Source organism: Novosphingobium sp. (assembly GCF_049240505.1).
In the GTDB taxonomy this organism is placed as follows: Bacteria; Pseudomonadota; Alphaproteobacteria; order Sphingomonadales; family Sphingomonadaceae; genus Novosphingobium.
The window spans coordinates 22,264-45,886 of record NZ_JBMLSM010000093.1 but is presented as its reverse complement, the minus strand read 5'-3'; the positions used below and the strand labels follow the sequence as shown (position 1 = coordinate 45,886).

The 23,623-nt window shown below is 62.3% G+C and carries 30 protein-coding genes; 24 read left to right on the top strand and 6 right to left on the bottom strand.

Annotation, left to right across the window (positions count from 1 at the left end; genetic code table 11):
• The 14 genes from ACOVQ0_RS07985 to ACOVQ0_RS07920 all read left to right on the top strand — a co-directional run.
• On the top strand, positions 1-797 hold a 797-nt coding region (locus ACOVQ0_RS07985; RefSeq protein WP_421882578.1), incomplete at its 5' end, for a cbb3-type cytochrome c oxidase subunit I.
• 142 nt (positions 798-939) lie between these two features.
• Complete coding sequence (locus tag ACOVQ0_RS07980) at positions 940-1,866, top strand: heme o synthase (protein WP_421882576.1); 927 nt, start codon at positions 940-942, stop codon at positions 1,864-1,866.
• Positions 1,863-2,060: a hypothetical protein gene (locus tag ACOVQ0_RS07975; protein ID WP_421882573.1), complete on the top strand. Its 198-nt coding sequence runs from the start codon at positions 1,863-1,865 to the stop codon at positions 2,058-2,060. Before ACOVQ0_RS07980 ends, ACOVQ0_RS07975 begins: the two co-directional genes overlap by 4 nt.
• Before the next feature lies 1 nt (position 2,061).
• The gene (locus tag ACOVQ0_RS07970) at positions 2,062-2,691 is read left to right on the top strand and encodes a cytochrome c oxidase assembly protein (protein WP_421882570.1); all 630 of its coding nucleotides are present in this window, start codon (positions 2,062-2,064) and stop codon (positions 2,689-2,691) included.
• 80 nt (positions 2,692-2,771) lie between these two features.
• Entirely contained in the window at positions 2,772-3,593 is an 822-nt protein-coding gene (locus ACOVQ0_RS07965; protein WP_421882588.1) for a cytochrome c oxidase subunit 3, read from the top strand.
• Positions 3,594-3,606: 13 nt separating this feature from the next.
• Positions 3,607-3,978 (top strand): DUF983 domain-containing protein, encoded by a 372-nt coding sequence (locus ACOVQ0_RS07960; protein WP_421882567.1) that lies wholly within the window; start codon positions 3,607-3,609, stop codon positions 3,976-3,978.
• Positions 3,978-4,562, top strand: a complete 585-nt coding sequence (locus tag ACOVQ0_RS07955) for an SURF1 family protein (protein WP_421882564.1) — start codon at positions 3,978-3,980, stop codon at positions 4,560-4,562. The genes ACOVQ0_RS07960 and ACOVQ0_RS07955 overlap by 1 nt, the downstream gene beginning before the upstream one ends.
• Positions 4,563-4,736: 174 nt before the next feature.
• Complete coding sequence (gene thrC, locus ACOVQ0_RS07950; RefSeq protein ID WP_421882561.1) at positions 4,737-6,143, top strand: threonine synthase; 1,407 nt, start codon at positions 4,737-4,739, stop codon at positions 6,141-6,143.
• Complete coding sequence (locus tag ACOVQ0_RS07945; protein ID WP_421882559.1) at positions 6,136-7,020, top strand: class I SAM-dependent methyltransferase; 885 nt, start codon at positions 6,136-6,138, stop codon at positions 7,018-7,020. Before thrC ends, ACOVQ0_RS07945 begins: the two co-directional genes overlap by 8 nt.
• A 52-nt stretch (positions 7,021-7,072) precedes the next feature.
• Positions 7,073-7,459: a dihydroneopterin aldolase gene (locus ACOVQ0_RS07940; protein WP_421882557.1), complete on the top strand. Its 387-nt coding sequence runs from the start codon at positions 7,073-7,075 to the stop codon at positions 7,457-7,459.
• Positions 7,459-8,217, top strand: coding sequence for an SDR family oxidoreductase (locus ACOVQ0_RS07935; RefSeq protein WP_421882554.1), 759 nt, complete (start codon positions 7,459-7,461; stop codon positions 8,215-8,217). The genes ACOVQ0_RS07940 and ACOVQ0_RS07935 overlap by 1 nt, the downstream gene beginning before the upstream one ends.
• Complete coding sequence (moaA, locus tag ACOVQ0_RS07930) at positions 8,214-9,218, top strand: GTP 3',8-cyclase MoaA (RefSeq protein WP_421882551.1); 1,005 nt, start codon at positions 8,214-8,216, stop codon at positions 9,216-9,218. The genes ACOVQ0_RS07935 and moaA overlap by 4 nt, the downstream gene beginning before the upstream one ends.
• A 5-nt stretch (positions 9,219-9,223) precedes the next feature.
• The gene (locus ACOVQ0_RS07925) at positions 9,224-9,460 is read left to right on the top strand and encodes a MoaD/ThiS family protein (protein ID WP_421882548.1); all 237 of its coding nucleotides are present in this window, start codon (positions 9,224-9,226) and stop codon (positions 9,458-9,460) included.
• Entirely contained in the window at positions 9,423-9,911 is a 489-nt protein-coding gene (locus ACOVQ0_RS07920; protein WP_421882545.1) for a molybdenum cofactor biosynthesis protein MoaE, read from the top strand. Before ACOVQ0_RS07925 ends, ACOVQ0_RS07920 begins: the two co-directional genes overlap by 38 nt.
• 298 nt (positions 9,912-10,209) lie before the next feature.
• On the opposite strand, the gene ACOVQ0_RS07915 is transcribed toward ACOVQ0_RS07920, so the two are convergent.
• Positions 10,210-10,740, bottom strand: a complete 531-nt coding sequence (locus tag ACOVQ0_RS07915) for a hypothetical protein (RefSeq protein ID WP_421882542.1) — start codon at positions 10,738-10,740, stop codon at positions 10,210-10,212.
• A 249-nt stretch (positions 10,741-10,989) separates the two neighbouring features.
• Here ACOVQ0_RS07915 and rplU point away from each other — a divergent pair, with 249 nt between their 5' ends.
• The 3 genes from rplU to ACOVQ0_RS07900 all read left to right on the top strand — a co-directional run bounded on the left by rplU (position 10,990) and on the right by ACOVQ0_RS07900 (position 12,389).
• Positions 10,990-11,286, top strand: coding sequence for a 50S ribosomal protein L21 (gene rplU / locus ACOVQ0_RS07910; RefSeq protein ID WP_011444588.1), 297 nt, complete (start codon positions 10,990-10,992; stop codon positions 11,284-11,286).
• A gap of 28 nt (positions 11,287-11,314) precedes the next feature.
• Positions 11,315-11,584, top strand: a complete 270-nt coding sequence (rpmA, locus tag ACOVQ0_RS07905; protein ID WP_168852511.1) for a 50S ribosomal protein L27 — start codon at positions 11,315-11,317, stop codon at positions 11,582-11,584.
• A 235-nt stretch (positions 11,585-11,819) separates the two neighbouring features.
• Positions 11,820-12,389 (top strand): GNAT family N-acetyltransferase, encoded by a 570-nt coding sequence (locus ACOVQ0_RS07900; protein ID WP_421882538.1) that lies wholly within the window; start codon positions 11,820-11,822, stop codon positions 12,387-12,389.
• Between the two features lie 38 nt (positions 12,390-12,427).
• On the opposite strand, the gene ACOVQ0_RS07895 is transcribed toward ACOVQ0_RS07900, so the two are convergent.
• Positions 12,428-13,312, bottom strand: coding sequence for a metal-dependent hydrolase (locus tag ACOVQ0_RS07895; RefSeq protein ID WP_421882585.1), 885 nt, complete (start codon positions 13,310-13,312; stop codon positions 12,428-12,430).
• A gap of 37 nt (positions 13,313-13,349) precedes the next feature.
• Between ACOVQ0_RS07895 and ACOVQ0_RS07890 the strand changes: the two genes are divergently transcribed.
• Entirely contained in the window at positions 13,350-13,934 is a 585-nt protein-coding gene (locus tag ACOVQ0_RS07890) for a TetR/AcrR family transcriptional regulator (RefSeq protein WP_168852509.1), read from the top strand.
• Here ACOVQ0_RS07890 and ACOVQ0_RS07885 read toward each other — a convergent pair.
• Positions 13,918-14,664 (bottom strand): YgfZ/GcvT domain-containing protein, encoded by a 747-nt coding sequence (locus tag ACOVQ0_RS07885; protein ID WP_421882535.1) that lies wholly within the window; start codon positions 14,662-14,664, stop codon positions 13,918-13,920. The genes ACOVQ0_RS07890 and ACOVQ0_RS07885 overlap by 17 nt on opposite strands.
• A 40-nt stretch (positions 14,665-14,704) precedes the next feature.
• Between ACOVQ0_RS07885 and pyrC the strand changes: the two genes are divergently transcribed.
• Positions 14,705-15,742, top strand: a complete 1,038-nt coding sequence (pyrC, locus tag ACOVQ0_RS07880; RefSeq protein ID WP_421882532.1) for a dihydroorotase — start codon at positions 14,705-14,707, stop codon at positions 15,740-15,742.
• On the opposite strand, the gene rarD is transcribed toward pyrC, so the two are convergent.
• Positions 15,739-16,629 (bottom strand): EamA family transporter RarD, encoded by an 891-nt coding sequence (rarD, locus tag ACOVQ0_RS07875; protein ID WP_421882529.1) that lies wholly within the window; start codon positions 16,627-16,629, stop codon positions 15,739-15,741. The genes pyrC and rarD overlap by 4 nt on opposite strands.
• Before the next feature lie 203 nt (positions 16,630-16,832).
• Here rarD and ACOVQ0_RS07870 point away from each other — a divergent pair, with 203 nt between their 5' ends.
• Together ACOVQ0_RS07870 and ACOVQ0_RS07865 are read left to right on the top strand one after the other, a co-directional pair.
• Positions 16,833-17,309, top strand: coding sequence for a glycine zipper 2TM domain-containing protein (locus ACOVQ0_RS07870; protein WP_421882581.1), 477 nt, complete (start codon positions 16,833-16,835; stop codon positions 17,307-17,309).
• 118 nt (positions 17,310-17,427) lie between these two features.
• Complete coding sequence (locus tag ACOVQ0_RS07865; protein WP_421882526.1) at positions 17,428-17,655, top strand: hypothetical protein; 228 nt, start codon at positions 17,428-17,430, stop codon at positions 17,653-17,655.
• Positions 17,656-17,659: 4 nt separating this feature from the next.
• Here ACOVQ0_RS07865 and astD read toward each other — a convergent pair whose 3' ends face one another.
• Together astD and ACOVQ0_RS07855 are read right to left on the bottom strand one after the other, a co-directional pair.
• Complete coding sequence (gene astD / locus ACOVQ0_RS07860) at positions 17,660-19,075, bottom strand: succinylglutamate-semialdehyde dehydrogenase (RefSeq protein ID WP_421882523.1); 1,416 nt, start codon at positions 19,073-19,075, stop codon at positions 17,660-17,662.
• Between the two features lie 127 nt (positions 19,076-19,202).
• The gene (locus tag ACOVQ0_RS07855) at positions 19,203-20,600 is read right to left on the bottom strand and encodes a protein adenylyltransferase SelO (protein WP_421882520.1); all 1,398 of its coding nucleotides are present in this window, start codon (positions 20,598-20,600) and stop codon (positions 19,203-19,205) included.
• A 74-nt stretch (positions 20,601-20,674) separates the two neighbouring features.
• On the opposite strand from ACOVQ0_RS07855, the gene ACOVQ0_RS07850 reads away from it, so the two are divergent.
• The 3 genes from ACOVQ0_RS07850 to ACOVQ0_RS07840 all read left to right on the top strand — a co-directional run bounded on the left by ACOVQ0_RS07850 (position 20,675) and on the right by ACOVQ0_RS07840 (position 23,620).
• Positions 20,675-21,529, top strand: a complete 855-nt coding sequence (locus ACOVQ0_RS07850) for an alpha/beta fold hydrolase (RefSeq protein ID WP_421882517.1) — start codon at positions 20,675-20,677, stop codon at positions 21,527-21,529.
• On the top strand, positions 21,526-22,692 hold the full coding sequence (locus ACOVQ0_RS07845) for a glycosyltransferase family 4 protein (RefSeq protein ID WP_421882515.1): 1,167 nt from the start codon (positions 21,526-21,528) through the stop codon (positions 22,690-22,692). The genes ACOVQ0_RS07850 and ACOVQ0_RS07845 overlap by 4 nt, the downstream gene beginning before the upstream one ends.
• A gap of 154 nt (positions 22,693-22,846) precedes the next feature.
• The gene (locus ACOVQ0_RS07840; RefSeq protein WP_421882512.1) at positions 22,847-23,620 is read left to right on the top strand and encodes a tetratricopeptide repeat protein; all 774 of its coding nucleotides are present in this window, start codon (positions 22,847-22,849) and stop codon (positions 23,618-23,620) included.
• The last annotated feature ends 3 nt before the right edge of the window (positions 23,621-23,623 follow it).

The following is a 23,623-nucleotide window of genomic DNA, read 5'->3' as shown; positions in this document are numbered from 1 at the left end:
GCCAGATCATCTCGACCTTCTCGAAGAAGCCGGTGTTCGGCTACCTCGGCATGGCTTACGCGATGGTTGCCATCGGCGTGGTCGGGTTCATCGTGTGGGCGCACCACATGTACACCACCGGTCTCGACGTGAACACGAAGATGTACTTCACGGCCGCAACGATGGTGATCGCGGTGCCGACCGGCATCAAGATCTTCTCGTGGATTGCGACGATGTGGGGCGGCAGCCTTGAGTTCAAGTCGCCGATGGTCTGGGCGATCGGCTTCATCTTCCTGTTCACCGTGGGCGGCGTGACCGGCGTCGTGCTGGCGAACGGTGGCGTGGACGACAACCTGCACGACACCTACTACGTTGTGGCGCACTTCCACTACGTGCTGTCGCTGGGTGCGGTGACCTCGCTCTTCGCCGGGTTCTACTACTGGTTCCCGAAGATGAGCGGCCGGATGCACTCCGAGTTCCTCAGTCACCTGCAGTTCTGGGTGTTCTTCGTCGGCGTGAACCTGATCTTCTTCCCCATGCACTTCCTTGGGGTTCAGGGTATGCCGCGTCGTTATCCCGACTATGCGCTGGCTTACTCTTACTGGAATGAAATCGCCTCGAACGGCTACCTCATCATGGCTGCTTCGATCGTGATCTTCTTCATCAACATCGCTTACGCGTTCCTCGCCGGCAAGAAGGCTGAAGCCAACTACTGGGGTGAAGGTGCGACGACGCTGGAATGGACCCTGTCCTCGCCGCCGCCGTTCCACCAGTTCGAGACGCTACCGGTGATCGACGACACTGCTCACGCACACTGAGCAAGCTGTCGGCCAGCGGGCTGAAACAAGAGGGCCTCCGGGGAAATCCGGGGGCCTTTTTTGTTGCGGAAGATCGCGCAATAACGCCTCGTCCCGTTTTGCTTCCCATGAGCATCACCTGCGCGTATAGGCCCGGCCAATCATGGATTCAGCAAAGCCCCTTGGCCCGGATGTAGCCCTGCCTGCAGAGTGGCGCGATTTCTTCGCGCTGACCAAGCCGCGCGTGATGACGCTGGTGATTTTCAGCGGCCTGTGCGGTCTGCTGGCTGCGCCGGGCACTATTCACCCGGTCATCGCATTCACGGCGATCCTGTGCATCGCCGTGGGCGCGGGCGGGGCTGCGGCGCTGAACATGTGGTGGGAAGCCGATATCGACAGCGGGATGAAGCGCACTGCCGCCCGTCCGCTGCCAGCAGGCCGCATGGACCGTACTTCTGCGCGCGACTTCGGTGTGGCGCTTGCAGCGGGTTCGGTGATGGTCATGGGCCTCGGCGTCAATTGGCTGGCCGCCGGCATTCTTGCCTTTTCGATCTTCTACTACGCGTGGATCTACACCGTCTGGCTGAAACCGCGCACGCCGCAGAACATCGTGATCGGTGGCGGGGCAGGAGCGTTTCCGCCGATGATTGGCTGGGTTGCGGTAACGGGCGACATCACCCTGATGCCGGTCCTGCTGTTTCTGATCATCTTCATGTGGACACCACCGCACTTCTGGGCACTCGCGCTGTTCGTGCAGACCGATTACGCCAAGGTCGGCATCCCGATGATGCCGGTTGTTGCGGGCGAAAAGTCGACCCGGCGGCAAATCCTGATCTACGCAATCCTGCTGCTGCCGGTGACGCTGGCACCCTGGTGGATTGGCGGGACCGGTGCGATCTATGGCTGGTCGGCGCTTGCGCTCGGCCTGATTTTCGTGGCGCTTTCGGCCAAGGTTGGTCTGCGGGATGCCACACCGGATGATGCCATGCGGCCTGAAAAGCGGCTGTTTGCCTATTCCGTGCTCTATCTTTTCGTCCTTTTCGGCGTGCTGGCGGGGGACCGCATCGCCACTGTGCAAGGCTGGCAATGATGAACAATGCCCAAGACAATGCCCCGAATGCTGCCGGAGGCCCTGATCGTCTGTCCAAAGAGCAGACCGATCTCTATCGCGCGCGCCAGCGTGGGCGGAACAAGGTTCTCGGAATTGTGCTGGGGTCGCTCGCGATTCTGTTCTTCGCTATTTCGATCGTGAAGATCGCGGCACAGGCAACCGGAGCGCACTGACATGGCAACCACCGTTGTACCTGATACCGCCAAGAACCGCAGGGTCGGCATTCTTGCTGCTGGCGGCGCGCTTGCCATGTTGGGGCTGGGCTATGCCTCGGTGCCGCTCTATCGCCTGTTCTGCCAGGTTACGGGATACGGTGGCACGACGCAGCGCGCAGACGCCGTGACGGCGGCAGGGGTCAAGATCGCCGGGAAAGTCGTGACGGTCCGTTTCGATGCGAATGTCGCGCGCGACATGCCGTGGGAATTCAAGCCCATGCAGGTCAAGCAGGAAGTGCGCATTGGGGAGCGCCAGATCGCCCGCTATTACGCGCGCAATCTGGCAAACCGGAAGGTCACGGGTACGGCGATCTTCAACGTCTCGCCCGAACAGGCAGGCAAATATTTCAACAAGATCGAGTGCTTCTGCTTTACCGAGCAGACGTTGCAGGCGGGGCAGGATGTGCCGATGCCGGTGATCTACTATGTGGACCCGGCGATTCTCGATGATCCGGCAGCGAAGGACATCGAAGAGATCACGTTGAGCTATACTTTCAACGAAACGCACGAAAGCCTTGCTGCGGCGGCGCAAAAGCCTGTTTCGCAACCGATGGAAAAGCCTCTGGACCCGGCGCGAGCGCGGCGATAAAGGCCAATTTGAACTGCGCGCCGGGCGTAATGCCGGGCGATGCACATATGACCAGACCTGACTGGGGGATTTCGACGATCATGGCCGGCGCTAAGAACCACGATTATCACATTCTGCCGCCCGATATCTGGCCGTTCGTCGGCGCGATGTCGGCACTGACGATGGCCGTTGGCGGCGTCTTCTGGATGCACGAAATGGCCGGTGGCACTGCTGTGTTCCTGCTTGGCCTGCTGGGCGTGATCGTCACGTTCTTTTCGTGGTTCGGAAAGATCATCAAGGAAGCTCACGCGGGTGACCATACCCCGGTGGTGCAGCTTCACCAGCGTTACGGCATGATCCTGTTCATCGCTTCGGAAGTGATGTTCTTTGTTGGCTGGTTCTGGGCGTTCTTCGACTTTTCGCTGTTCCCGTCGGAACTGGCAGAGGTCGTGGCCGGCCAGTGGCCGCCCAAGGCGATCGAAGCGGTCATGGACCCGTTCGACCTGCCGCTGCTCAACACGCTCATCCTGCTTTGCTCGGGCACGACGTTGACCTGGGCGCACCACGCGCTGATCCACGGTGATCGCGACGGGCTGAAGAAGGGCCTCTGGGCAACGATCCTGCTCGGTGCGGTTTTCTCGGCCATTCAGGCTTACGAATACGGCGCAGCGCCGTTTGCGTTCGGCACCAACACGTTCGGTTCGTCGTTCTACATGGCGACCGGCTTCCACGGCTTCCACGTGATTGTCGGTACGATCTTCCTGATCGTCTGCCTGATCCGCGTCTACAAGGGCCACTTCACCCCGCGCCAGCACTTCGGCTTCGAAGCGGCAGCGTGGTACTGGCACTTCGTTGACGTGGTGTGGCTGTTCCTGTTTGTTGCGATCTATGTGTGGGGCAGCTGGGGCTATCCTACCCACTGATGAGCGATCATTCGTGAATCAGGGCGATAGCCAAGATACGAAAGGGCAGTCCGGGCTTACCGCGACTGCCCTTTTCGGTTTGTGTCCACGCTGCGCGACCAAGGGGGCTTGGGCCGGGCCGGGCGCGCTGGCGGCGCGATGTGGAGCCTGCGGGCTTGAGCTTGAACGGTATGAACCGCGCGGGCGTGCGATGTATCTGGTGGTTCTGCCGGTGACGATCCTGCTGGTGCTGGCAGCGCTGAAGCTGGACGAACTGGTGCAACTCCCGGTCTGGGCGTTGATCGCGCTGTGGGGTGTGATTGTGCCGCTGGTGGTGACCGTGGCGCTGCGCTTTGCCAAGGCAGCAGCGTTGATCGCGCGACTCGAGAAGGAAGGCCTGATCTGATGCGGCGCGTGCCAATTGTTTCGACGCTTATCGTGATTGGCGCGGTGCTGACCATGATCGGGCTTGGTGTGTGGCAATTGCAGCGACTGGATGAAAAGCAGGCGATGCTGGCCCGCTATGCCGCTGCGGTGGTTGATGGGGCCTCGGTCGCCTATCCTGCGGATGACAAGGCGGCGATCGAACTGGCGCTGTTCCATCGTGCGGAAGTGGATTGCCGGTCGATCTCCGGTCCGTGGAATTCGATTGCCGGGCGCAATGCGTCCGGGGAGACAGGTTATGTCCATCTCGCAAATTGCGCGATTGGCGGCGGGCAAACCGCGTGGGTGCAGGCTGGCTGGACCAAGAGGCCGCAGCACCCGGATTGGACCGGAGGCAAGGTCATAGGGCTGATCGCCCCTTATATTGATGGCACGGCGCGGCTGATCGCCGATCCACCTGCGCCGGGCTTTGCGAAGAGTGCGCGCCCCGATCCCGCCGATGTGCCCAACAACCACCTCGCTTACGCGGTGCAATGGTTCTTCTTCGCAGGCGTGGCGCTGATCATCTATGGTTTGGCTTTGCGCAAACGTTGGCGGGAGAGGTGAACGGCCCTCCCCGTTGATGGGGGCCGCAAGCTCTGTGCTTGGCCCTTCACCCCCACCCAACTCCGACTAGGCAGCAAGCTGCCAAGTCTCCGTATCCCTCCCCCATCGAGGGGGAGGGCTGGCCGTGCCAGAATCCTTGCCACATCGGTCTGTGGCCGCTAACCGCGCAAACCCATGAAGTACGTCAGCACACGGGGGCAGGCACCCTCGCTCGATTTTCAGGGCGTCACGCTCGCAGGCCTTGCCTCGGACGGGGGCCTTTATGTGCCCGAGACCTGGCCGCAGTTCAGTGCGGACGAGATCGCAGGCATGGCCGGGCTGCCCTACGCCAAGCTGGCGCAGACCATCATGCAGCCCTTTGTGGGTGATTGCCTGACGCCCGAACGGTTGTTGGAACTGTGTGAGCAGGCCTATGGCCGTTTCGCGCACGCTGGCGTCACGCCGCTGCGCCAGCTGGACGAGACGCAGTGGGTGCTGGAGTTGTTCCACGGCCCGACGCTGGCGTTCAAGGACGTGGCCCTGCAATTGCTCGGCCTGTTGTTCGAAGAATTTCTGGCGAAAGGTGACGATCACCTGACCATCGTCGGCGCGACGTCTGGCGATACCGGCTCAGCAGCGATAGATGCCGTGGCAGGGCGCGCGAAGGTCGACATCTTCATGCTCCATCCACATGGCCGCGTTTCCGATGTGCAGCGTCGCCAGATGACGACGGTGATTGCGCCCAACGTTCACAACATCGCCATTGATGGCAGCTTTGACGATGCGCAGGCGATGGTGAAGCGCATGTTCAATGATGCTGCGATGACCGGACGGTTCGGTATTGCGGCGGTCAATTCGATCAACTGGGCGCGACTGATGGCGCAGGTGGTCTATTACTTCTACGCCGCGCTGCAGCTGGGCGCGCCGCACCGCAAGGTTGCGTTCTCGGTACCGACCGGGAATTTTGGCGACGTGTTTGCGGGTTATGTCGCGGCCAAGATGGGCCTGCCTATCGAGCGGCTGATTGTCGCCACAAACGTCAACGACATTCTCCACCGCGCGCTGTCGAGCGGCGACTATTCGGCCAGCACCGTAACGCCGACGGCGGCACCGTCGATGGACATTCAGGTTTCGTCGAACTTCGAACGCCTGCTGTTTGATGGCTGCGGTCGCGATGGCGCTGCGCTTGCCGCGCAGATGAAGGCCTTTGAAGAAGCCAAGGCCATGCAGCTGACCAATGCGCAGCGCGAATCGGCGGCGGCGCTGTTCACGTCGGCCCGCGCCGATGCAGGCGATATGGCCAATGCGATGCGCTGGGCGTTCGAGGAATGCGGCGAGGTGCTCGATCCGCACACGGCCATCGGTCTTCACGCCGCGCGTGCGGCGGAAGGCATTCCGGCAGGCGTGCCGATCGTCACGCTGGCAACGGCGCACCCGGCCAAGTTCGTCGACGCGGTTGAGCGCGCTACCGGCGTCCGTCCCGGCCTGCCCGCGCGCGTGGGCGACCTGTTCGAGCGGGAAGAGCGCTGTGATCGCCTGCCTGGCGAATATGAAGCTGTTGCCGCTTATGTGGCCGAACGCGCGACGCTGAAACATGGCTGAACTCGATCTCCAGCCAAAGCTGATGGTTGGCGAGGGCTGGGCGGACTTTGCCCTGCTCGATTCCGGGCATGGGCGGAAGCTGGAGCAATACGGACGGCATCGCTTCATCCGCCCAGAGGCTCAGGCGATGTGGACGCCGCGCCTCACCGATTGGCAGGCCGATGGTGAGTTCGTACCGGGATCGGACGAGGATGGCGGCGGGCGCTGGGTATTCGATCGCCCGGTGCCACGCGAAGGCTGGGAACTGGGTTGGAACGATGTGCGGTTTACCGCATCGTGCACGCCGTTTCGCCATCTCGGCTTCTTCCCGGACATGGCCCCCGTGTGGGACTGGATGGGGGAGAGGCTGAATGGAAAAGACCAAGCGCAGACGCTGAACCTCTTTGGCTATACCGGCGTCGGTACGCTTGCGCTGTCGCAATACGGTCCGGTGACGCATGTCGATGCGTCGAAGAAATCCGTTGCGCAGGCGCGCAGCAACGCGCAGCTTTCGGGCATGGACAGCCGCCCGGTGCGCTGGATCGTTGACGATGCGGCCAAGTTTACCGCGCGCGAAGTGCGGCGTGGGCGGCGGTATGACGGGATCATCCTTGACCCTCCCAAATTTGGTCGCGGGCCTGATGGTGAGGTCTGGCGGCTTGAGGAAAGCCTGCCGGGGCTGGTGGCCGATTGTGCGCAGCTTCTGGATGCCGACAGCCGGTTCCTGTTCCTGACGGTCTATGCCGTGCGTATGTCCTCGCTTGCGATTGCCGGTCTGCTGGCCGAAGCACTGAAGGATCTGGGCGGCACGATTGAACACGGGGATCTGGCCATCCGCGAGGCGGGCGAGGGCGGGCGACATCTGCCAACCGCGATCTTCGCACGGTGGAAAAACTGAAACCCTTGCAGCGCGGTGGACTCGTCCGCGCGCCAGTGCCAAAGGCCGGACCATGACCGACAGCCTGATCCTTGAAGTCGCCAACCTCGAAACCGACGTTCTCACCGGGATTTACTCGGAAGAGACCGGGCGGCCGCAGCCGCTGCGCATCACCATGCGCGTCGGGCTGAAGTATCAGGATCGCTACACGCCTGACTGTCCGCTGGCGGCCAGCAAGAATTACATGGACCTCAAGTTCGCGGCGACCGAAGGCCTGCCCAAGGGGGTCCATTTCAAGCTGATCGAGGCCGTGGCAGACCACATCATCGAAACGCTGCTGTTGCAGGATGATAGGGTGACGTGGGTGGAAGTGAAGATCGTGAAGCTGGCGATCAGTGAGAACGGCGAAGAGATCGGCATTACCCTGAAGCGCGAACGACGCGGCGGGGCTTTCGCCTGATGGCCCGTCCGCTGGCGCTGATTACCGGAGGGTGGCGGCGGATCGGCGGGGCGATTGCGCGCAAGCTGGCAAGCGAAGGTTGGGATCTGGCGCTGCACGCGCACCGACCGGATACTTTCGACGCAGAGTTCAAGGCGCAGCTCGAATGGCTTGGTGCCGCCGTCCATCCGGTTGCCGGTGATCTGGAAGACCCGGCATTCCCGCCCGTGCTGATGGCGCAAGTGGCAGCCACCGCAGGCCGTTCGCCAGACCTTCTGGTCAACTGTGCTTCGCTGTTTCACGACGATACGGTCGATACCATCACGCCTGATGCGCTGGAGCAGCACTTCAGGGTGAACCTGTTTGCGCCGCTGCTGCTGACGCGCGCGTTTGCCGAAGCGCTGGGGGAGCGGACGGGGTCCGTGGTCAACATCCTTGATCAACGTGTGATCAATCCGGTGCCTGACCAGATCAGCTACACGATCTCCAAGCAGGCGCTCCACGCCTCGGTGCGTACATTGTCACGTGCGATGGCGCCGAAAGTACGCGTCAATGGCGTGGCGCCGGGCCTGATTCTGCCGACCGTCGATTACGATGCCGAGCAATGGCGGCGGCTTGAAGAGGTGATGCCGCTCAAGCGACTGCCGGGTGCGGATGAAATTGCCGATGCGGTCCACTATCTGGCCAGCGCCGCCTCGGTGACGGGGCAGACTTTGTTTGTCGATGCGGGCGCAAGCCTTGAATCTTACCCCCGTGACTTCGTATACATGGGCAAGTGAGCAGCGCATCGCCCTTGATTGACAGGTTCGCACGGCGAATCACCTACCTCCGGCTTTCGGTGACCGACCGGTGCGATCTGCGTTGCGCCTATTGTATGCCCGAACGGATGGAGTTTCTGCCCAAGGCCGAAGTGCTCAGCCTTGAAGAATTGCACCGCCTGTCGCTGCACTTCATCGCGCGGGGCGTGCGCAAGCTGCGGCTGACCGGGGGCGAGCCGCTGGTGCGGCGCGACATGATCGATCTGGTGCGGGCGCTTGGGCGCAAGCTGGGGGACGGGCTGGACGAACTCACGCTGACCACCAATGGAACGCGATTGGCCGAGTTTGCCGATGACCTGGCGGCTGCCGGCGTGAAGCGGATCAATGTGTCGCTCGATACGCTGGATCGCGCCGCCTTTGCCAAACTCTCGCGCCGCGACATGCTGCCGCAGGTGCTGGAAGGCATCGCGGCGGCAAAGGAAGCGGGGCTGAAGGTCAAGATCAACGCAGTTGCACTGAAAGACATCAACGAGGCCGAATTGCCCTCGCTGATCGCATGGGCGCATGGCGCGGGCCATGACATGACGCTGATCGAGGTCATGCCGCTGGGAGAGGTGGAGGGGGATCGCTTCGATCACTATCTGCCGCTTGATGCGGTGCGGCGCGATCTGGAAAGGCGCTGGACGCTGACGGCTAGCGATGCGCGTTCGGGTGGCCCCGCGCGCTATGTCGATATTGCCGAGACGGGCGGGCGACTTGGATTCATTACGCCGTTGACCGGCAATTTCTGCGATGGTTGCAACCGCGTGCGGGTGACGGCAACGGGGCAGCTTTACATGTGCCTCGGCGGAGAAGGGCGCGTCGATTTGCGTGCGGCGCTGCGTTCGGACGATCCCGATGGGGCTTTGGCCGAATGCTTTGCCCGCGCGATGGGGGAAAAGCAGCAGCGCCACAGCTTCGTCATCGACAAGCCCGGCGGCGCGCCTGCCGTTTCCCGCCATATGTCGACCACAGGCGGCTGATCCTGATGACGAAGCTGGTGTTCATGGGGCGTCTGGAAGACGTGGCGGGCACGGGCGAGATGTCCGTTGCGCCCGGTCCGGTGGAGCAGATACTTGCCGCGCTTGATCCGGCGCTGGCGGTGGAACTGCTGGGCGAGAAAGTGCGGATGGCCATCAACGGCAAGTTGCTGACCGACATGGGCGGCATCGTGCTGGGTGAAGGTGATGAGCTGGCGTTTCTGCCCCCGGTCAGCGGTGGCTGAGGTCCGTCTCGCGCTTTCGCCGTTCAATCCTGCGGCGGAGATTGCCGCATTCAATGCGCTCCATCCCTGCGCGGGTGGTATTGTCACGTTTCTGGGGCAAGTCCGCGATGGCGGTGGGGTAGAGGCGCTGGAACTGCAGCACTACGCGCCGATGACCTTGCCAGGCATGGAAGAACTGGCGCGCATAACGCAGACGCGCTGGCCGGTAGACGGTCTTCTGATTCTCCACCGCAGCGGCGTGATGTATCCGGGCGATGCTATCGTGCTGGTCTGCGCGGCGGCGCGCCACCGCCGGGATGCCTTTGCCGCGGCGGATTTCGCGATGGACCATCTGAAGAGCGAATCATGGTTCTGGAAGCGGGAGAAGACCGCGCAGGGCTGGCGCTGGATCGAACCGCGCACAGAGGACCGTGAGGATCTGTCGCGCTGGGGTAATACCAACCTGCAGTGATTCCGACCTATGAGGATTGCCTGTTTCCGTTTGCTGGCTAGGAGGAGTCGCAGCGGCGATGTGGTTCATCGTCGCAAGGCTGCGACGACGACCAGCGAGCGGGAACAGGCAACCCTGCGCCCCTTGGCGCAGTTTACCCTGAGCGGCTGGCTTGCCAGCCAGCCGAAGGGGGCGGTTTCTGGCGGCCCTCGGACAGCGGCGCGTCCTCGGTATGATGAACCACATCACCCCTTCGGACGCTTCTTGCCGAGAACCGCCAAAAACCGTCCTCATAGGTCGGGATCACTGCAGGTTGGTATTAGGCGCCAAGCTTTGTCTTGAGTTGGTCGATGCTCTGCGTTTCAGCTTGCACCAGCGCTTCCACTTCCACTCGCGCGGCCCGAACTGCCTTCAGATCGGCGTCCGAGCCATCCACCGCGCGGTTGCTGGCTTCCGCTTCAAGCCGGTCAAGATCGGCCAGCGGCAGGGCGACAAGCGAGCGCGCCGCCTCAAGACCGGCGAGCGCGACCGAGGCCACAGACCAGCTTTCGCTGCCTTTTGTGGAACCGCCTGCGGCGTTGATGGTGCGAGTCGCAGAAGGGAGGCGCGATTCGAATGTTGTGTGGCCCTCGGTGGCTTTCGCAACAAGCGAAGTGAGGCGCTCTTCAAGGCCTTCACTCATGATTGAGGGCGGCGGTGAAGCCGGACGGGCCGCTGACGCTGATTGGTAGGCATCCTCGGCTGGTCTGCGGGCGAGCGAAGGGAACTGGCTGCGGTCGGCGCAGCCGCCGATCAGCAGGGCAATTGCTGGTGCGGCCATTGCGGCAAGGGCGGGAATGCGCTTTATCATTCCCGCGCCATAGCATGACGGGCAACGCTCGCCAGCGTTCGCGTGCAGGGTCGGTGCAAAGAGGCCTGATTTCAGGCAAGATCGCATTGACACGAGGCCCGGCTTTGATTATCCGCGCCCTTCTTTCCGGGACCCTGCACATAGCGGGGAAACGGTGCTTTGCCCGTTGTCAGCGATTCGCAGGCGTAGGGCGCCTCATTTGGAATCGCCTCGGGCAACCGCAGGCTTTTGGAACGGATACACAGAACGATGTTCGCAATCGTGCGCACGGGCGGCAAGCAGTATCGGGTCGCCGCCGGAGACAAGATCGCGGTCGAGAAGCTGGCAGGCGAAGCCGGCGACAAGATCACGCTGGGTGAAGTCCTCCTCGCCGGTGAAGGCGATTCGTTGGCTGACGCCGCGAAGGTCACTGTTTCGGCAGAGATCATCGCTCAGGCGAAGTCGGAGAAGGTGATCGTGTTCAAGAAGCGCCGTCGCCACAACTATCGTCGCCGCAACGGTCACCGCCAGCAGATGACTCTGCTGCGCATCGTGTCGGTCGCCTGAGCGCAAACGGAATTCGGAGTAATCTGAGATGGCACATAAAAAAGCAGGCGGCTCTTCGCGCAACGGTCGCGACTCAGCAGGCCGCCGCCTTGGCGTGAAGAAGTTCGGCGGTCAGGAAGTGATTGGCGGCAACATCATCATCCGTCAGCGCGGAACCCGCGTGTACCCCGGTGCCAATGTTGGCATGGGTAAGGATCACACCCTGTTCGCGCTGGCCGAAGGCCGCGTGCGCTTCCACGCCGGAAAGCTTGGCCGCAAGTACGTGTCGGTCGATATGATGGCCGAAGCGGCAGAATAACCGGATGGTCATTCAAAGGGCCGTCCTGATGGGATGGCCCCGCCAGCTTTTCGGAGCTGGCCGATAGAGGGGGAGGGCCAGGCCCATCTCCCTCTTTTCATGTCTCCCTCGGACATCAACCCGCTTCCTCGCAATCGGACGCTTCTCGCGCCCGATCTGGCGCAGGGCGCAATACCTCTGTCACGTCAGCAGCTTAGTTGCGCGTTGGCAGAGGGGCCGAGAATGGAGACTTGAGATGTTCATTCGCAGCGAACGGTTGTTCCTGCGGCCGGGCTGGCCGGAGGATTGGGCCGAACTCCACGCCTTGATCGATGATGAGGCCGTGGTCCGCAACCTCGCGCGGGCACCGTGGCCCTATGGCCCTGACGATGCCCGCAACTTTGCCGCCCTTCCGCAGGCGGACAGGCATCCGCACTTTTTCGTGACGCTGCCTGGCGCCCACGGATCGCGGCTTGTCGGTTGTGTCGGGCTGGTAGAAGCCGGTGGCGATGCCGAACTGGGGTACTGGATCGCGCAGCGCCACTGGGGACAGGGCTATGCTACCGAAGCAGTGCGCGCCTTGCTTTCCTTTGCGCGGACGCTTGGACATCGGCGCGTGATTGCCACACCTTTTGCCGACAATGCGGCGTCTGCGCGCGTATTGGCCAAGGCCGGTTTCCGTCCAACCGGAGAAGTGCGCCAGTTACGCAGTCCGGCACGCAACGCGCCGACTGCGGCGCTTGTCCATGCCGTCAACCTTGTGGCACCGGTAGACGCCGACGGGCCTGAGGATGGCGGTTTCGAGCCGATGCGACGGGCAGCGTAATCAACAAAAAGGGCTTCCCGCAGGAAGCCCTTTTTCGTTCAGCCCCGCATCACGGCATCGGGAAATTCGCTGTCGGCCTTGCCGATCAATGCCCTGTCGTCATGCTGCCAAGGATGGAAGCCCGGCAGGAAATAGCTGAGCCATGCGGGCAGGATGCGACGGATAACGCCCGGCTTCCACAGCAGATAGGCCGCCAGCTTCCACTTCCATTTCGCGCCGGTCAGGCCATCCTGCGCCAACAGGTCCAGCGTGTCCTCCACGCGGTGGGTGATGAAGTTCTTGGTCACCACCACCATCATCAGCGATTTGACCTTCCACCGCTTCCACCGGCTCCAGTCGCGTGTGGCGTGCGCCCAGGTGTCATAGGCGACGCCCTTGTGTTCGATCTCTTCGATCGCGTGCCAGCGCCACATATTTGCAGCTTCCTCCTCAGCCCCGGCGAAATGCGCGGGGTTGGCAAGGAATTCGTGCGCCATCATCGCGGTGTAGTGCTCCAACGCCATCGTTGCAGCAAGGTTGAGGATGATGGGGCGGTCCTTGGTGAGCGCCAGCATCTCTTCAACGCGCTTGTCGATCCGCGCGATGTCATAGCCAGCGTTTTCCGCTGCGCGGTTGAACGCAACATGCTCGCGCGTGTGGTTGATTTCCTGGCGCACGAAGGCGCGGATTTCAGCTTCCAGCTTGGGCGGCACGCCATCGCGATGGGCTTTCACCGCTTCGATGAAGAACGCCTCGCCGCGCGGAAAGGTGGCCGACAGCGCATTGTGCCACGCTGTTGCGACCGGATCATTGTTCAGCCACCAGCGGCCCGCCGGTTCATTGCGGCCAAAGCGACGGTCGCGGATCGTGATCGTCAGGTCGGCGGGCGTAGGCGCAACCTTGCCGTTCGCGGCGCTGCGCTCTAGTGCGATAGTTTGGGTCATGGCTGTCATGGGTCACAATCTAGGCGTGCTTACATCAATGTCAATAAGGAAGCGTCTGCCGCCAGAAGAAAGCCGCATGGCCGCGCTCGAAGCCGCGCGCGCGTTGCTGGTCGAGACGGGGCCGCAGGCCGTGACGCTCAAGGCCGTGGCAGGGCGAATCGGGCGCACGCACGCCAATCTCCTGCACCATTTCGGGTCGGCAGCAGGTCTGCAAAAGGCGCTTGCGAAGCATCTGGCTGAAACCATCTGCGCCACGATCCGGGAAGCGGTGATTGCCAGCCGTTCCGGTATCGGCTGCCCGCGCGATGTGGTGGACCTGACGTTCGACGCTTTCGACAAGGAAGGCGCAGGCGCGCTCGCTTCGTGGATGCTGCTTTCGGGCAATGAAGATGCGCTCGATCCGATCGTTGATACGATCCACGATCTGGTCGTCGATCTCGACGAATATCAGTCCGGGGCACAGCGCAGCACCACGCTGGCGCTCACGCTGATGGCGCTGGGCGATGCGCTGATGGGCGGGCCACTGGCCCAAGCGCTCGATCTGCCGCGCACGGCTGCGCGGGACCGTGCCGAACAGATGCTGATTGAGGGGATTGCCGCGCAGGCTACTCAGGCGCCGTAAGCGACATCCATGCCGGGGCGAGGGCGGGTGAAATGTCCTCGACCCGCCGATGGTCCACGGCAAGGCCAAGATCGGGATAGGCTACCCTTTGTCGCGCCGGGTCCGAATCGGCCAGTGGCACGACCACCAGTCTGCGATTGACCTTCTGCCGCCAGTTCATCCGGGCGGTGTTTTCCTGCCCCACATAGCAGCCCTTGGTGAAGCTGACGCCGTTCAGGTCCACCGCGTTGCATTCCAGCCATAGAACGTCGGAATTGCCGAGTTCGGCCTGTCCTTCGGCCACACCGAGCGAAAGCCGATGCGCGCGCCACGCATTGTCTGCACCCTTGTCTTCCACAGAAACGGGCGCAATCCAGCGTTGGCCCAATGCGGCAAGGCGGGGGTCGGCCGCGCCACCATCACCAGTGTGTGCTTCCCAGAACACGCCAAGGTCTTCGGCCCGCTCGATGCCGATTTTCCGGCGCAGCCGGTAAAGCGTCAGCCGCTTGGCCAGCGCGTCTGCCTGCGCGGCTTCGCAATCGATCAGCAAGCCATCAAGCCCGTCCGGCCAGACGAGGAAATCGAACATCACCTTGCCTTGGGGCGTCAACAGGGCTGTCCATACCGGCAACGTGCCTTTGACGTCGTTGGTGACGAGGCCTTGCAGAAAAGCGGCTACGTCTTCGCCGGATTCCAGCGGCTTGAGACGAACAAGTGCGCGTTCGAACAGGCGGGAAGAGGTTTCGGTCATGGGCTGGTAGATAGGGAGTGCCACGGCTAAGGGGAAGGCCATGACGACCACGACTCTTACGATCCGCCGCCCTGACGATTGGCATGTTCACCTTCGTGACCGCGATGTGCTGGCGGGCGTTGCGCCCTATACCGCGCGGCAGTTCGCGCGCGCGATTGTCATGCCGAACCTTTCGCCACCGATGACCGATGTGGCGGGCGTTGCGGCCTATCGTGATCGGATTCTGGCAGCTCTGCCACAGGACAGCGATTTCACGCCGTTGATGACGCTGTACCTTACCGATTCGACCGACGTGGCCGAAGTCGAGCGTGGGTTTGTCGACGGCGTATTCGTCGCGGCCAAGCTTTATCCTGCACACGCCACCACCGGGTCGGCGCATGGCGTCACTGACATTCGCAATATCTATCCGGTGCTCGAAGTTATGCAGCGCATCGGAATGCCCCTGCTGATTCACGGCGAAGTGACCGATGCCCACGTCGATATCTTTGATCGTGAGGCTGTGTTTATCGAACGCACGCTGGCCCGGCTCGTGGCCGATATGCCGGACCTTCGCGTTGTGTTCGAACATATCACCACCGAAGAGGCCGCGCAGTTTGTGGAAAGTGCCGGACCGAACATCGCAGCCACGATCACGCCACAGCACCTGCACATCAATCGCAATGCCATGCTGGTGGGTGGGATCCGTCCGCACGCCTTCTGCCTGCCCGTGGCCAAACGCGAGAAGCACCGCCTTGCGCTGCGCAAACTCGCGACGTCCGGGTGCGGGCGGGTGTTTCTGGGCACCGACACAGCGCCCCATGCCAAGCACCTGAAGGAAGCGGCCTGCGGCTGTGCCGGCATTTTCAACGCGCCCTTCGCGCTGGAAAGCTATGTGACCGTGTTTGATGAGGAGGACGCGCTCGACAAGTTCGAAGCCTTCGCCTCGCTCAATGGACCCGCGTTCTATCGGATGCCCGTGAACGAAGGCACGATCACGCTGGAGAAAAGCCCGGTCGAAGTGCCTGAAGTCGTGGACTGCAACGGCACCATGATCGTGCCATTTCACGCAGGAGAAACGCTGGGTTGGCGTATCGCCTAACTGGCGTTGCGTGTCCGTTTCACCATGTCCCAGCTATAGAGCGCGATTGCCGTCCAGATCAGCGCGAAGCACGCAAGACGTGTAACGTCGAGCGATTCGCCAAACACTGTCAGCCCCAGAATGAAGCTGATGGTGGGCGCAAGGAACTGGACGAAGCCCAGCGTCGACAGCGGCAACCGACGCGCAGCAACGGCAAAGAGCAGCAGCGGAATCGCAGTTACCACGCCCGATATCAGCAGCATCGGCGTGATGTGGCCGCCCATGCCAAGGCTCGATCCTTGCGGGGAAATTCCTGCAATCCATACGATCGCCACGCCCGGTGCAACCAGCAACATCGTCTCGATCGTCAGGCCGGGCACCGCGCCCACCGGAGCTTTCTTGCGCACGAAGCCATAGAATGCGAAGGTGAAGGCAAGCGATAGCGCAACCGCCAGAGTATCCACCGCGCCGCCCAGCAGCAGCGCGATACCCGCACCAGCCAACGCCACCGCCGCCCACTGCACCCGCGTCAGCCGTTCACCCAGAAAGACTGTGCCCAGAACCACGTTGATCAGCGGGTTGATGTAATAACCCAGGCTCGTGGCGAGGACGTGACCGCTGTTGATTGCGATGACGTAGATCAGCCAGTTCGATCCGATGAGCAGCGCGCTCAACACGAGCAGGCCAAGCACATGCCGGCTGCCCAGCGCTGCATGCACATCTGGCCATTGTTTGCGCAGCGAAATGATCACGAGGCACACGGGCACCGTAAAGATCACGCGCCAGCCTACCAGTTCAAGCGGTGGCACCGGACGCAGAGCGTGGAAGAACAGCGGCAGCAGCCCCCAGCACACATAAGCAGCGAGAGCTGCGATGAGTCCTCTGCGCAAAGTCGTGGATTCGTTCATATTGTGCGCCCTGCCAGCAATGTGAGGCACGGCCAAGCCCCTCAATCCAATCGTTTCATCGGTGACCAGCTTCGACCTGTCGCAAAATCCGAATCTGACGCTGCGGTTGCTATCTGTTCAGGTTGACAGGCTTAAACCTTAACCAACGAAACAACAGGACCAGACTCCGAACGGTGCGGTCCTCTGAAATGAGGAGAACGATGATGTTCAACCTTAGGAATGCCGCGCTGGCCCTTGTCGCCGCCTCGACCGTCGCCACCGCAGTTCCGGCCGCCGCTGCCGTGCTGCCGCAGAGCCAGCCTGCCACTTCGATGAACACGCAGTGGAACGAGGGCTGGGATGGTGAGCGCTGGGAACATGGCCGTGATCGCCGCGATTGGCGCAATGATCGCTACTATGGCCGCGGCGATCGCAACTATTATCGCAGCAATGACCGCCGTTACTATGGTGGCGATCCGGTCTATCGCAACACCCGCGTGTGGCGCGGCAACGATGGTCGTTACTACTGCCGCCGTTCAAACGGCACGACCGGCCTGCTGATCGGTGGTGCTGCCGGTGCCCTGCTTGGCCGCGAGGTTGCAGGCAACTACGGTGACCGCACGCTGGGCGCGATCCTTGGTGCCGCTGGTGGCGCGCTGCTGGGCCGGGAAGTCGACCGTGGCGGTTCGCGCTGTCGCTGATTTGGGTCGTTAACACAAATTGACCGCCCTTCGGGTCGCACTGAAAGGTCGGCAAGGGAGCGCTCCACTGCGGTGGGGCGCTCCCTTTTTCTTAACCACGGTGCGCTAAGCGGGACTTATGCGTTTGCGCCGCTTCGCAATTCCCGGGCTTTGCCTTTCCCTCGCAGCTTGCGGTTCGCCGCAGGTCGAGCAGGATGGCGCGCCGCTGGATCCGGTCATGGCCGAGGCATTGCAGGGCCAACTCATGGTCGATCCCGACCTCAGCCAGCAGAACATGCGCAATCTGGCCATCGTGCCCGGCGGGCCGATTGACCCGGCTCTGCCTCTATCCGATCCGCAAGGTTGAACGGCTATTCGCTGCGTAGCCCGACGCCAATGCTGGCGCGCGGCTGTTCCATCTCGCTCGACGCGACCGGATAGGCGCAATAATCCGCAGCGTAATAGGCGCTGGGCCGGTGATTGCCCGAAAGGCCCACACCGCCGAACGGAGCAGCCGACGAGGCCCCGTTGGTCGGGCGATTCCAGTTTACCACACCTGCGCGGATGTTTGCCCAGAAACGGTTGTAATCCTGCGGATCTCCGCCAATCAGCGATGCAGAGAGGCCAAAGCGGGTGTTGTTGGCCTCGGCAATGGCGGCATCGAAATCATCGACTTTCACCACCTGCAGCAGCGGACCAAACAGTTCCACATCGGGCCGTTCGGCCACGCCGGTCACATCGATGATCGCGGGCGAAAGAAAGGGTAGATCTTCTTTCAATCGCACCATGTGCTTGATCGGACGACCACCGGAAGACAGCAGATAGACGAAACTCTCGGTCAGCCCATCCGCCGTGCGATTGTCGATCACCGGTCCCATGAACGGGGATGGTTCGTCGAACGGTGCGCCCACGATTATGCGGTCGGCCAGACGCTTCACTTCGCCGACAACCTCGTCATACATTGATGCCTTGACGATCAGCCGCCGCGCAGCGGTGCAGCGTTGCCCGGCGCTGGTGAAGGCCGATTGCACGATCAGCGTGGCCGCGTCCTGAACCTTGGGCGTGTCCCACACCACGATGGGGTTGTTGCCACCCATTTCCAACGCCACGATCTTGCCGGGGTTGGAGGCCAGCTTGCGGTTGATCGCTATCCCGGCGTGGGCCGATCCGGTGAATAGCACGCCATCGATGCCATCATGCGCGACCAGCGCCTGCCCCTCTGCCGGGCCACCGATCAGCACCTGCACGATTGCCGCCGAAATCCCCGCGCGGTGGAAGCATTGCGCCAGCAGTTCCCCGGTGGCGGGCGTCTTTTCCGAAGGTTTGAAAACCACCACGTTACCCGCGATCAGCGCAGGCACGATATGGCCGTTGGGCAGGTGCGCAGGGAAGTTATACGGCCCCAGCACGGCCATCACGCCATGTGGCTTGTGGCGCAGCGCTGCCGTGCCCTGCAGGGCTGAATCGAGCTTTCGCTGCGAAGTGCGGTCTGCATAGGCGCGGACCGAAATCTCCACCTTGTTGACTACGCTCTCAACTTCCGTGCGGGCTTCCCACATCGGTTTGCCCGTTTCGCGCGCGATTATCGTGGCAAGCTTGTCGGCATCCTTGCGCACTTCGTTGGCGAAGCGGCGGACCAATTCGATGCGTGTGGCCAGCGGCTGCGCCGCCCATGCAGGCCAAGCGCGCCGCGCGCGAGCGATCACATCGTCAACATCGCCAATCTTGCCACGCCAGACTTCGGCACCGGTGGCGGGTTCAAACGATACGATTTCGGCAGCTGCCACGGATAATGCCTGCTCTTCCAAAGGGTTTTCGCGAACAGTTGGTTCCAGTTTTCGGCCTGTACCGTAACGCTCCAGACCTTACTGATTAAACAATATTCATCTGCCGGGCCACCCTCGGCACACGATTTCACGCAGGCGTATGGCCCATTGGCCGCGGCTTTGCGCCCATCGCTTCTCCCATGCGCCGGATTGCCGCTACTTTTGCGTGCAGCGCCGACCAGTCGTCGCTTTCTGCAATTGGCTGCCAGATCGCTTCCACCTCATCGATCAGCATGGATTGCGGGCCTTCATCCGACCAGTAAGGATGGCTACTGTCGGTGGCGGTATAGGGTGCCAGCGCTTCTGCCAGCGCCCCATCGCCAAAAGTGCCGCGCCCCCCGCGATGGGTAAAGAAGAACGCATCCGGCCCGATGCCCTGCTCCACCATTGCTTTCTCGCACACGCCGATCAATGCCGTATCTTCGTCCAGCCCGCGTGGCTCCACGCCAAGACGCCAGAGCCACCGCCGCGTCATCGCCTGCTGGTAAAGCTCGGGGTATCGATTCAACGCCTCGATCAGCGGTGCGGCTTCTACCAGAGAGCGCAGTGCCACCGCCAGTTGCCCGCAGTTCCAATGGATCGCTTCTGGCTGGCGGCCATAGGCATAAAGCCCCGCATGGTCGAAATAAGCGGCGGTAAAGCCCGGCTCCCACTTTGGCAGCCAGCGCCACGGCCCATAGTCGAAACTTTCGCCGCTCACGTTCATGTTGTCGGAATTGAGCACGCCGTGAACGAAGCCCGCCACCATATAGCTTGCGGCCATGTCGGCCATGCGCTCCACCACCTGATTGAAGAATTGCACGGCAGGGTGGGGCGCATCGGGAAATTCCGTACCGGGGAAGTTTGCCAGGCAATAGGCGACCAACTGCCCCATCTCGTCTTCAAGCTGCAACGCGCCCAGCCGCTGGAACGTGCCGATACGAATATGCCCGTGGGACAGGCGCACCAGCACGGCAGAGCGGGTGGGCGAAGGCTCATCCCCCCGGAACAGCGATTCGCCCGTTTCGATCACCGAAAACGTGCGGCTGGTGTTCACGCCAAGTGCTTCGAGCATCTCGGTCGCCAGAACTTCGCGCACTGCGCCTTTCAGCGTCAGTCGTCCGTCGCCCGCGCGGCTCCACGGCGTTTGTCCCGAACCCTTCGTGCCAAGGTCCATCAACCGCCCGTCCGCATCCAGCATCTGCGCAAAGGTGAACCCGCGCCCATCGCCCAGATCGGGATTGTAAACGCGGAACTGGTGCCCGTGATAGCGCAACGCCAGTGGCCCCGGCGTATTGTCGGGCAAAGGCTCAAATCGTCCGAAATGGCGCAGCCAGTCGGCATCGCTCAGATCGGCAAGGCCAACCTCGCCTGCTGCGCGGTCATTACGCCAGCGCAGCCGGGTTTCGGGGAAATCTGCCGCCCGCACCGGATCGCCGATCCAGTCGGCCAAAGCCATGATGCGGGGGGCGGGGCGATAGATCGCGTCTTGCGGGAGCGCTGGCATCCGGCAATAGTGGAGATGCACAAGCCTGCCCGCAAGCAGGCCCCACCGGATTTCACGCGGAATATCGAAAGATCATGGCAACCTACGAAGATCGCTACTGGACCAGCAGCGACGGATTGCGCCTGCATTTCCGCAATTACGATGGCGATTCCACACGGCCTCCCGTGATCTGCCTGCCGGGGCTGACGCGCAACGCCCGCGATTTTGAAGATCTGGCCGCATCGCTCGGCGGCAAATGGCGGGTGATCTGCCCCGAAATGCGCGGGCGGGGCGATAGCGATTACGCCAAAGACCCGATGACCTACACGCCGCTGCATTATCTGCAGGATGTTGAGGCTCTGCTCGCGCAGGAAGGGATAGATCGCTTCGTTTCGATAGGCACTTCGCTTGGCGGCTTGCTCACCATGCTGCTGGCCATCAGCAATCCGCAGCGCATCGCCGGGGCCGTGCTCAATGATGTCGGTCCTGAAGTTTCACCTGCCGGGCTTGAACGCATTCGTGGCTATGTGGGGCAGGGGCGCAATTTCGAAACGTGGATGCACGCTGCCCGCGCGCTTCAGGAAAGCAGCGGCGATGTCTACCCCGATTGGGACATCACGCAGTGGTTGCGTTACGCCAAACGGATCATGGTGCTGGGCACCGGCGGTCGTATCGCTTTCGATTATGACATGAAGATCGCCGAACCGTTCGAAGCGCCCGAAGGCGCGACGCCGCAGGTCGATATGTGGCCGATGTTCGATGCGCTTGCCACCCGTCCGCTCACGGTCTTGCGCGGGCAGAACTCCGATATCCTCACGGCTGAAACCGCCGCGAAGATGGCCACGCGCCCGGGCGTCGAACTCGTTACGCTGCCGCGTATCGGCCATGCCCCTACGCTTGACGAACCCGAAAGCGTAGCCGCGATCGAAAGCCTGCTCGCGCGGGTATGACTGTTCCGGCAAAACGCCCGCTCAAGCTGCTGCACCTGCATTCCACCTTCGATGCAGGCGGCAAGGAGCGGCGCGTCGTTGCCCTGATGAATCGCTGGGCCAGACCGCCCTATGGCAACGGCATCGAACATCACATCGTTTCTGCCGTGCCTTCGGCAATGGCTGCGCAATCGCTCATCGACAAGCGCGTGAAGGCGTTCTTCCCGTTCGGCTTCCCACCATTGGCGGGGAAACTCCGCATTGGCCGCCTGCAACGCCTTGCCCGCGCGATGCAGGGTTTCGATCTGATCCTTACCTACAATTGGGGGGCGATGGATGCGGTGATGGCCCATGCCGTATTTTCGCCATCCATGAAGCTGCCGCCGCTGATCCACCACGAAGATGGCTTCAACGCCGATGAGGCGGGTGGGCTGAAGCGTCATCGCAACTGGTATCGGATGATCGCCCTGTCTCGGGCGAGCAGCCTGATCGTTCCCTCGCGTCAGCTTGAGGACATTGCGATCAAGGCATGGCGTCAACCGCGCGGGCGCGTCCGGCGCATTCCCAACGGCATCGATACCTCGCTTTATGCAAAGAAGCCTCGGCCTGATGTGCTGCCACGCCTTGTAAAACGCTCCGGCGAAAAGTGGCTGGGCACCTTGGCTGGCCTGCGCGCGGTCAAGAACCTGCCGCGCATGGTCCGCGCGATGCGCGATCTGCCGCCGGAATGGCATCTGGTCATTCTGGGCGAGGGACCAGAGCGTGAGGCGATTCTGGCAGAAGCCATCCGGCTCGAACTCGGTCACCGCGTCCACCTGCCGGGCCATGTTCCCGATCCGTCTGCGGCGGTCGGCCTGTTCGATATTTTTGCGCTCTCGTCTGACAGTGAACAGGCCCCGCTTTCGGTGATCGAAGCGATGGCGTCCGGGCTTGCCGTTGCCAGCCCTGCTGTGGGCGATGTGGCTGAAATGGTTGCCGAAGAGAACCGACCGTTCATCACGCTGCCAGGTGATGAAGATGCGCTGGCGGTTGCCGTGGCCACACTGGCCGGGGATGAGGCGCTGCGCCAACGCATCGGCAAGGCCAATCGCGTCCGCGCCGCAAAGGAATTCGATGAAGCGATCATGGCAAAGCGCTATGCTGAAGCCTATGCGCGGGTCTTGCCACGAAGCTGTTTCGACTGAAGCTGTTTCGACTGGAGCTGGGCGCGGCGCTTCAGCCAGCGTTCACGCTGCGATCCGCAAACAAGCAATTCGGTTGAAAAGGCGGTCCCATCCGCTAAACACCGCGCCAGACAAACGCTAGCAATCTTCCACCATAACCCCTGAAAGCGCTGCCTTGGCTCTCCGTCCTGATCGTCCGCAATCCCGTTCCGAACAACTGGCCGAACGCTCCGGCGCTCAGGGTGATGCCTTCCTGCGCGAAGTTGACGATGCCCTGCGCGAAGATCAGGTTCTCACCGCCTTCCAGAAGTATGGTAAACCCGTGGGTGCCGCGATCATCGCCGGTCTGCTCGGGCTGGGCGGCTGGCTGTGGTATGAAAATCACAGCAATACCGTGGCGGGCGAACAGGGCGAAGTGTTGACCCAGGCGCTCGACAAGCTGGAAGTGCGCAATCTCAAGGCTGCAAGCGAAGATGTCGCCCCGCTGTCGAAGGACGGTGGCGAAGGCTATAGCGCTTCTGCCAGAATGCTGCAGGCAGGGATCTTGTCCGAACAGGGCAAAACGGAAGAAGCTGCGAAGGCTTTTGCCGGAATCGCCGCCGATGCCCAGTTGCCACAGGCGTATCGCGATCTCGCCACGATCCGCGAAGTTTCGCTTACATTTGACAAGATCGGGGCCGAAAAGGTCGTCGAACGGCTCAAGCCACTGGCCGTGCCGGGCAACGCATGGTTCGGCAGTGCGGGCGAACTCGTCGGCATCGCTTATATGAAGCAGGGCAAGAACGATCTGGCGGGCGCAATGTTTGCGCAGATCGCCAAGGATGAAACCGTGCCCGACAGTCTGCGCCGTCGCACCCGCCAGATGGCAGGGCTGCTCGGCGTCGATGCGGTCGAGGATCCGGGCGCCGCTAAAGTGATCCAGCGCGCCACCGTCCCGGCTGCTAACTGATTT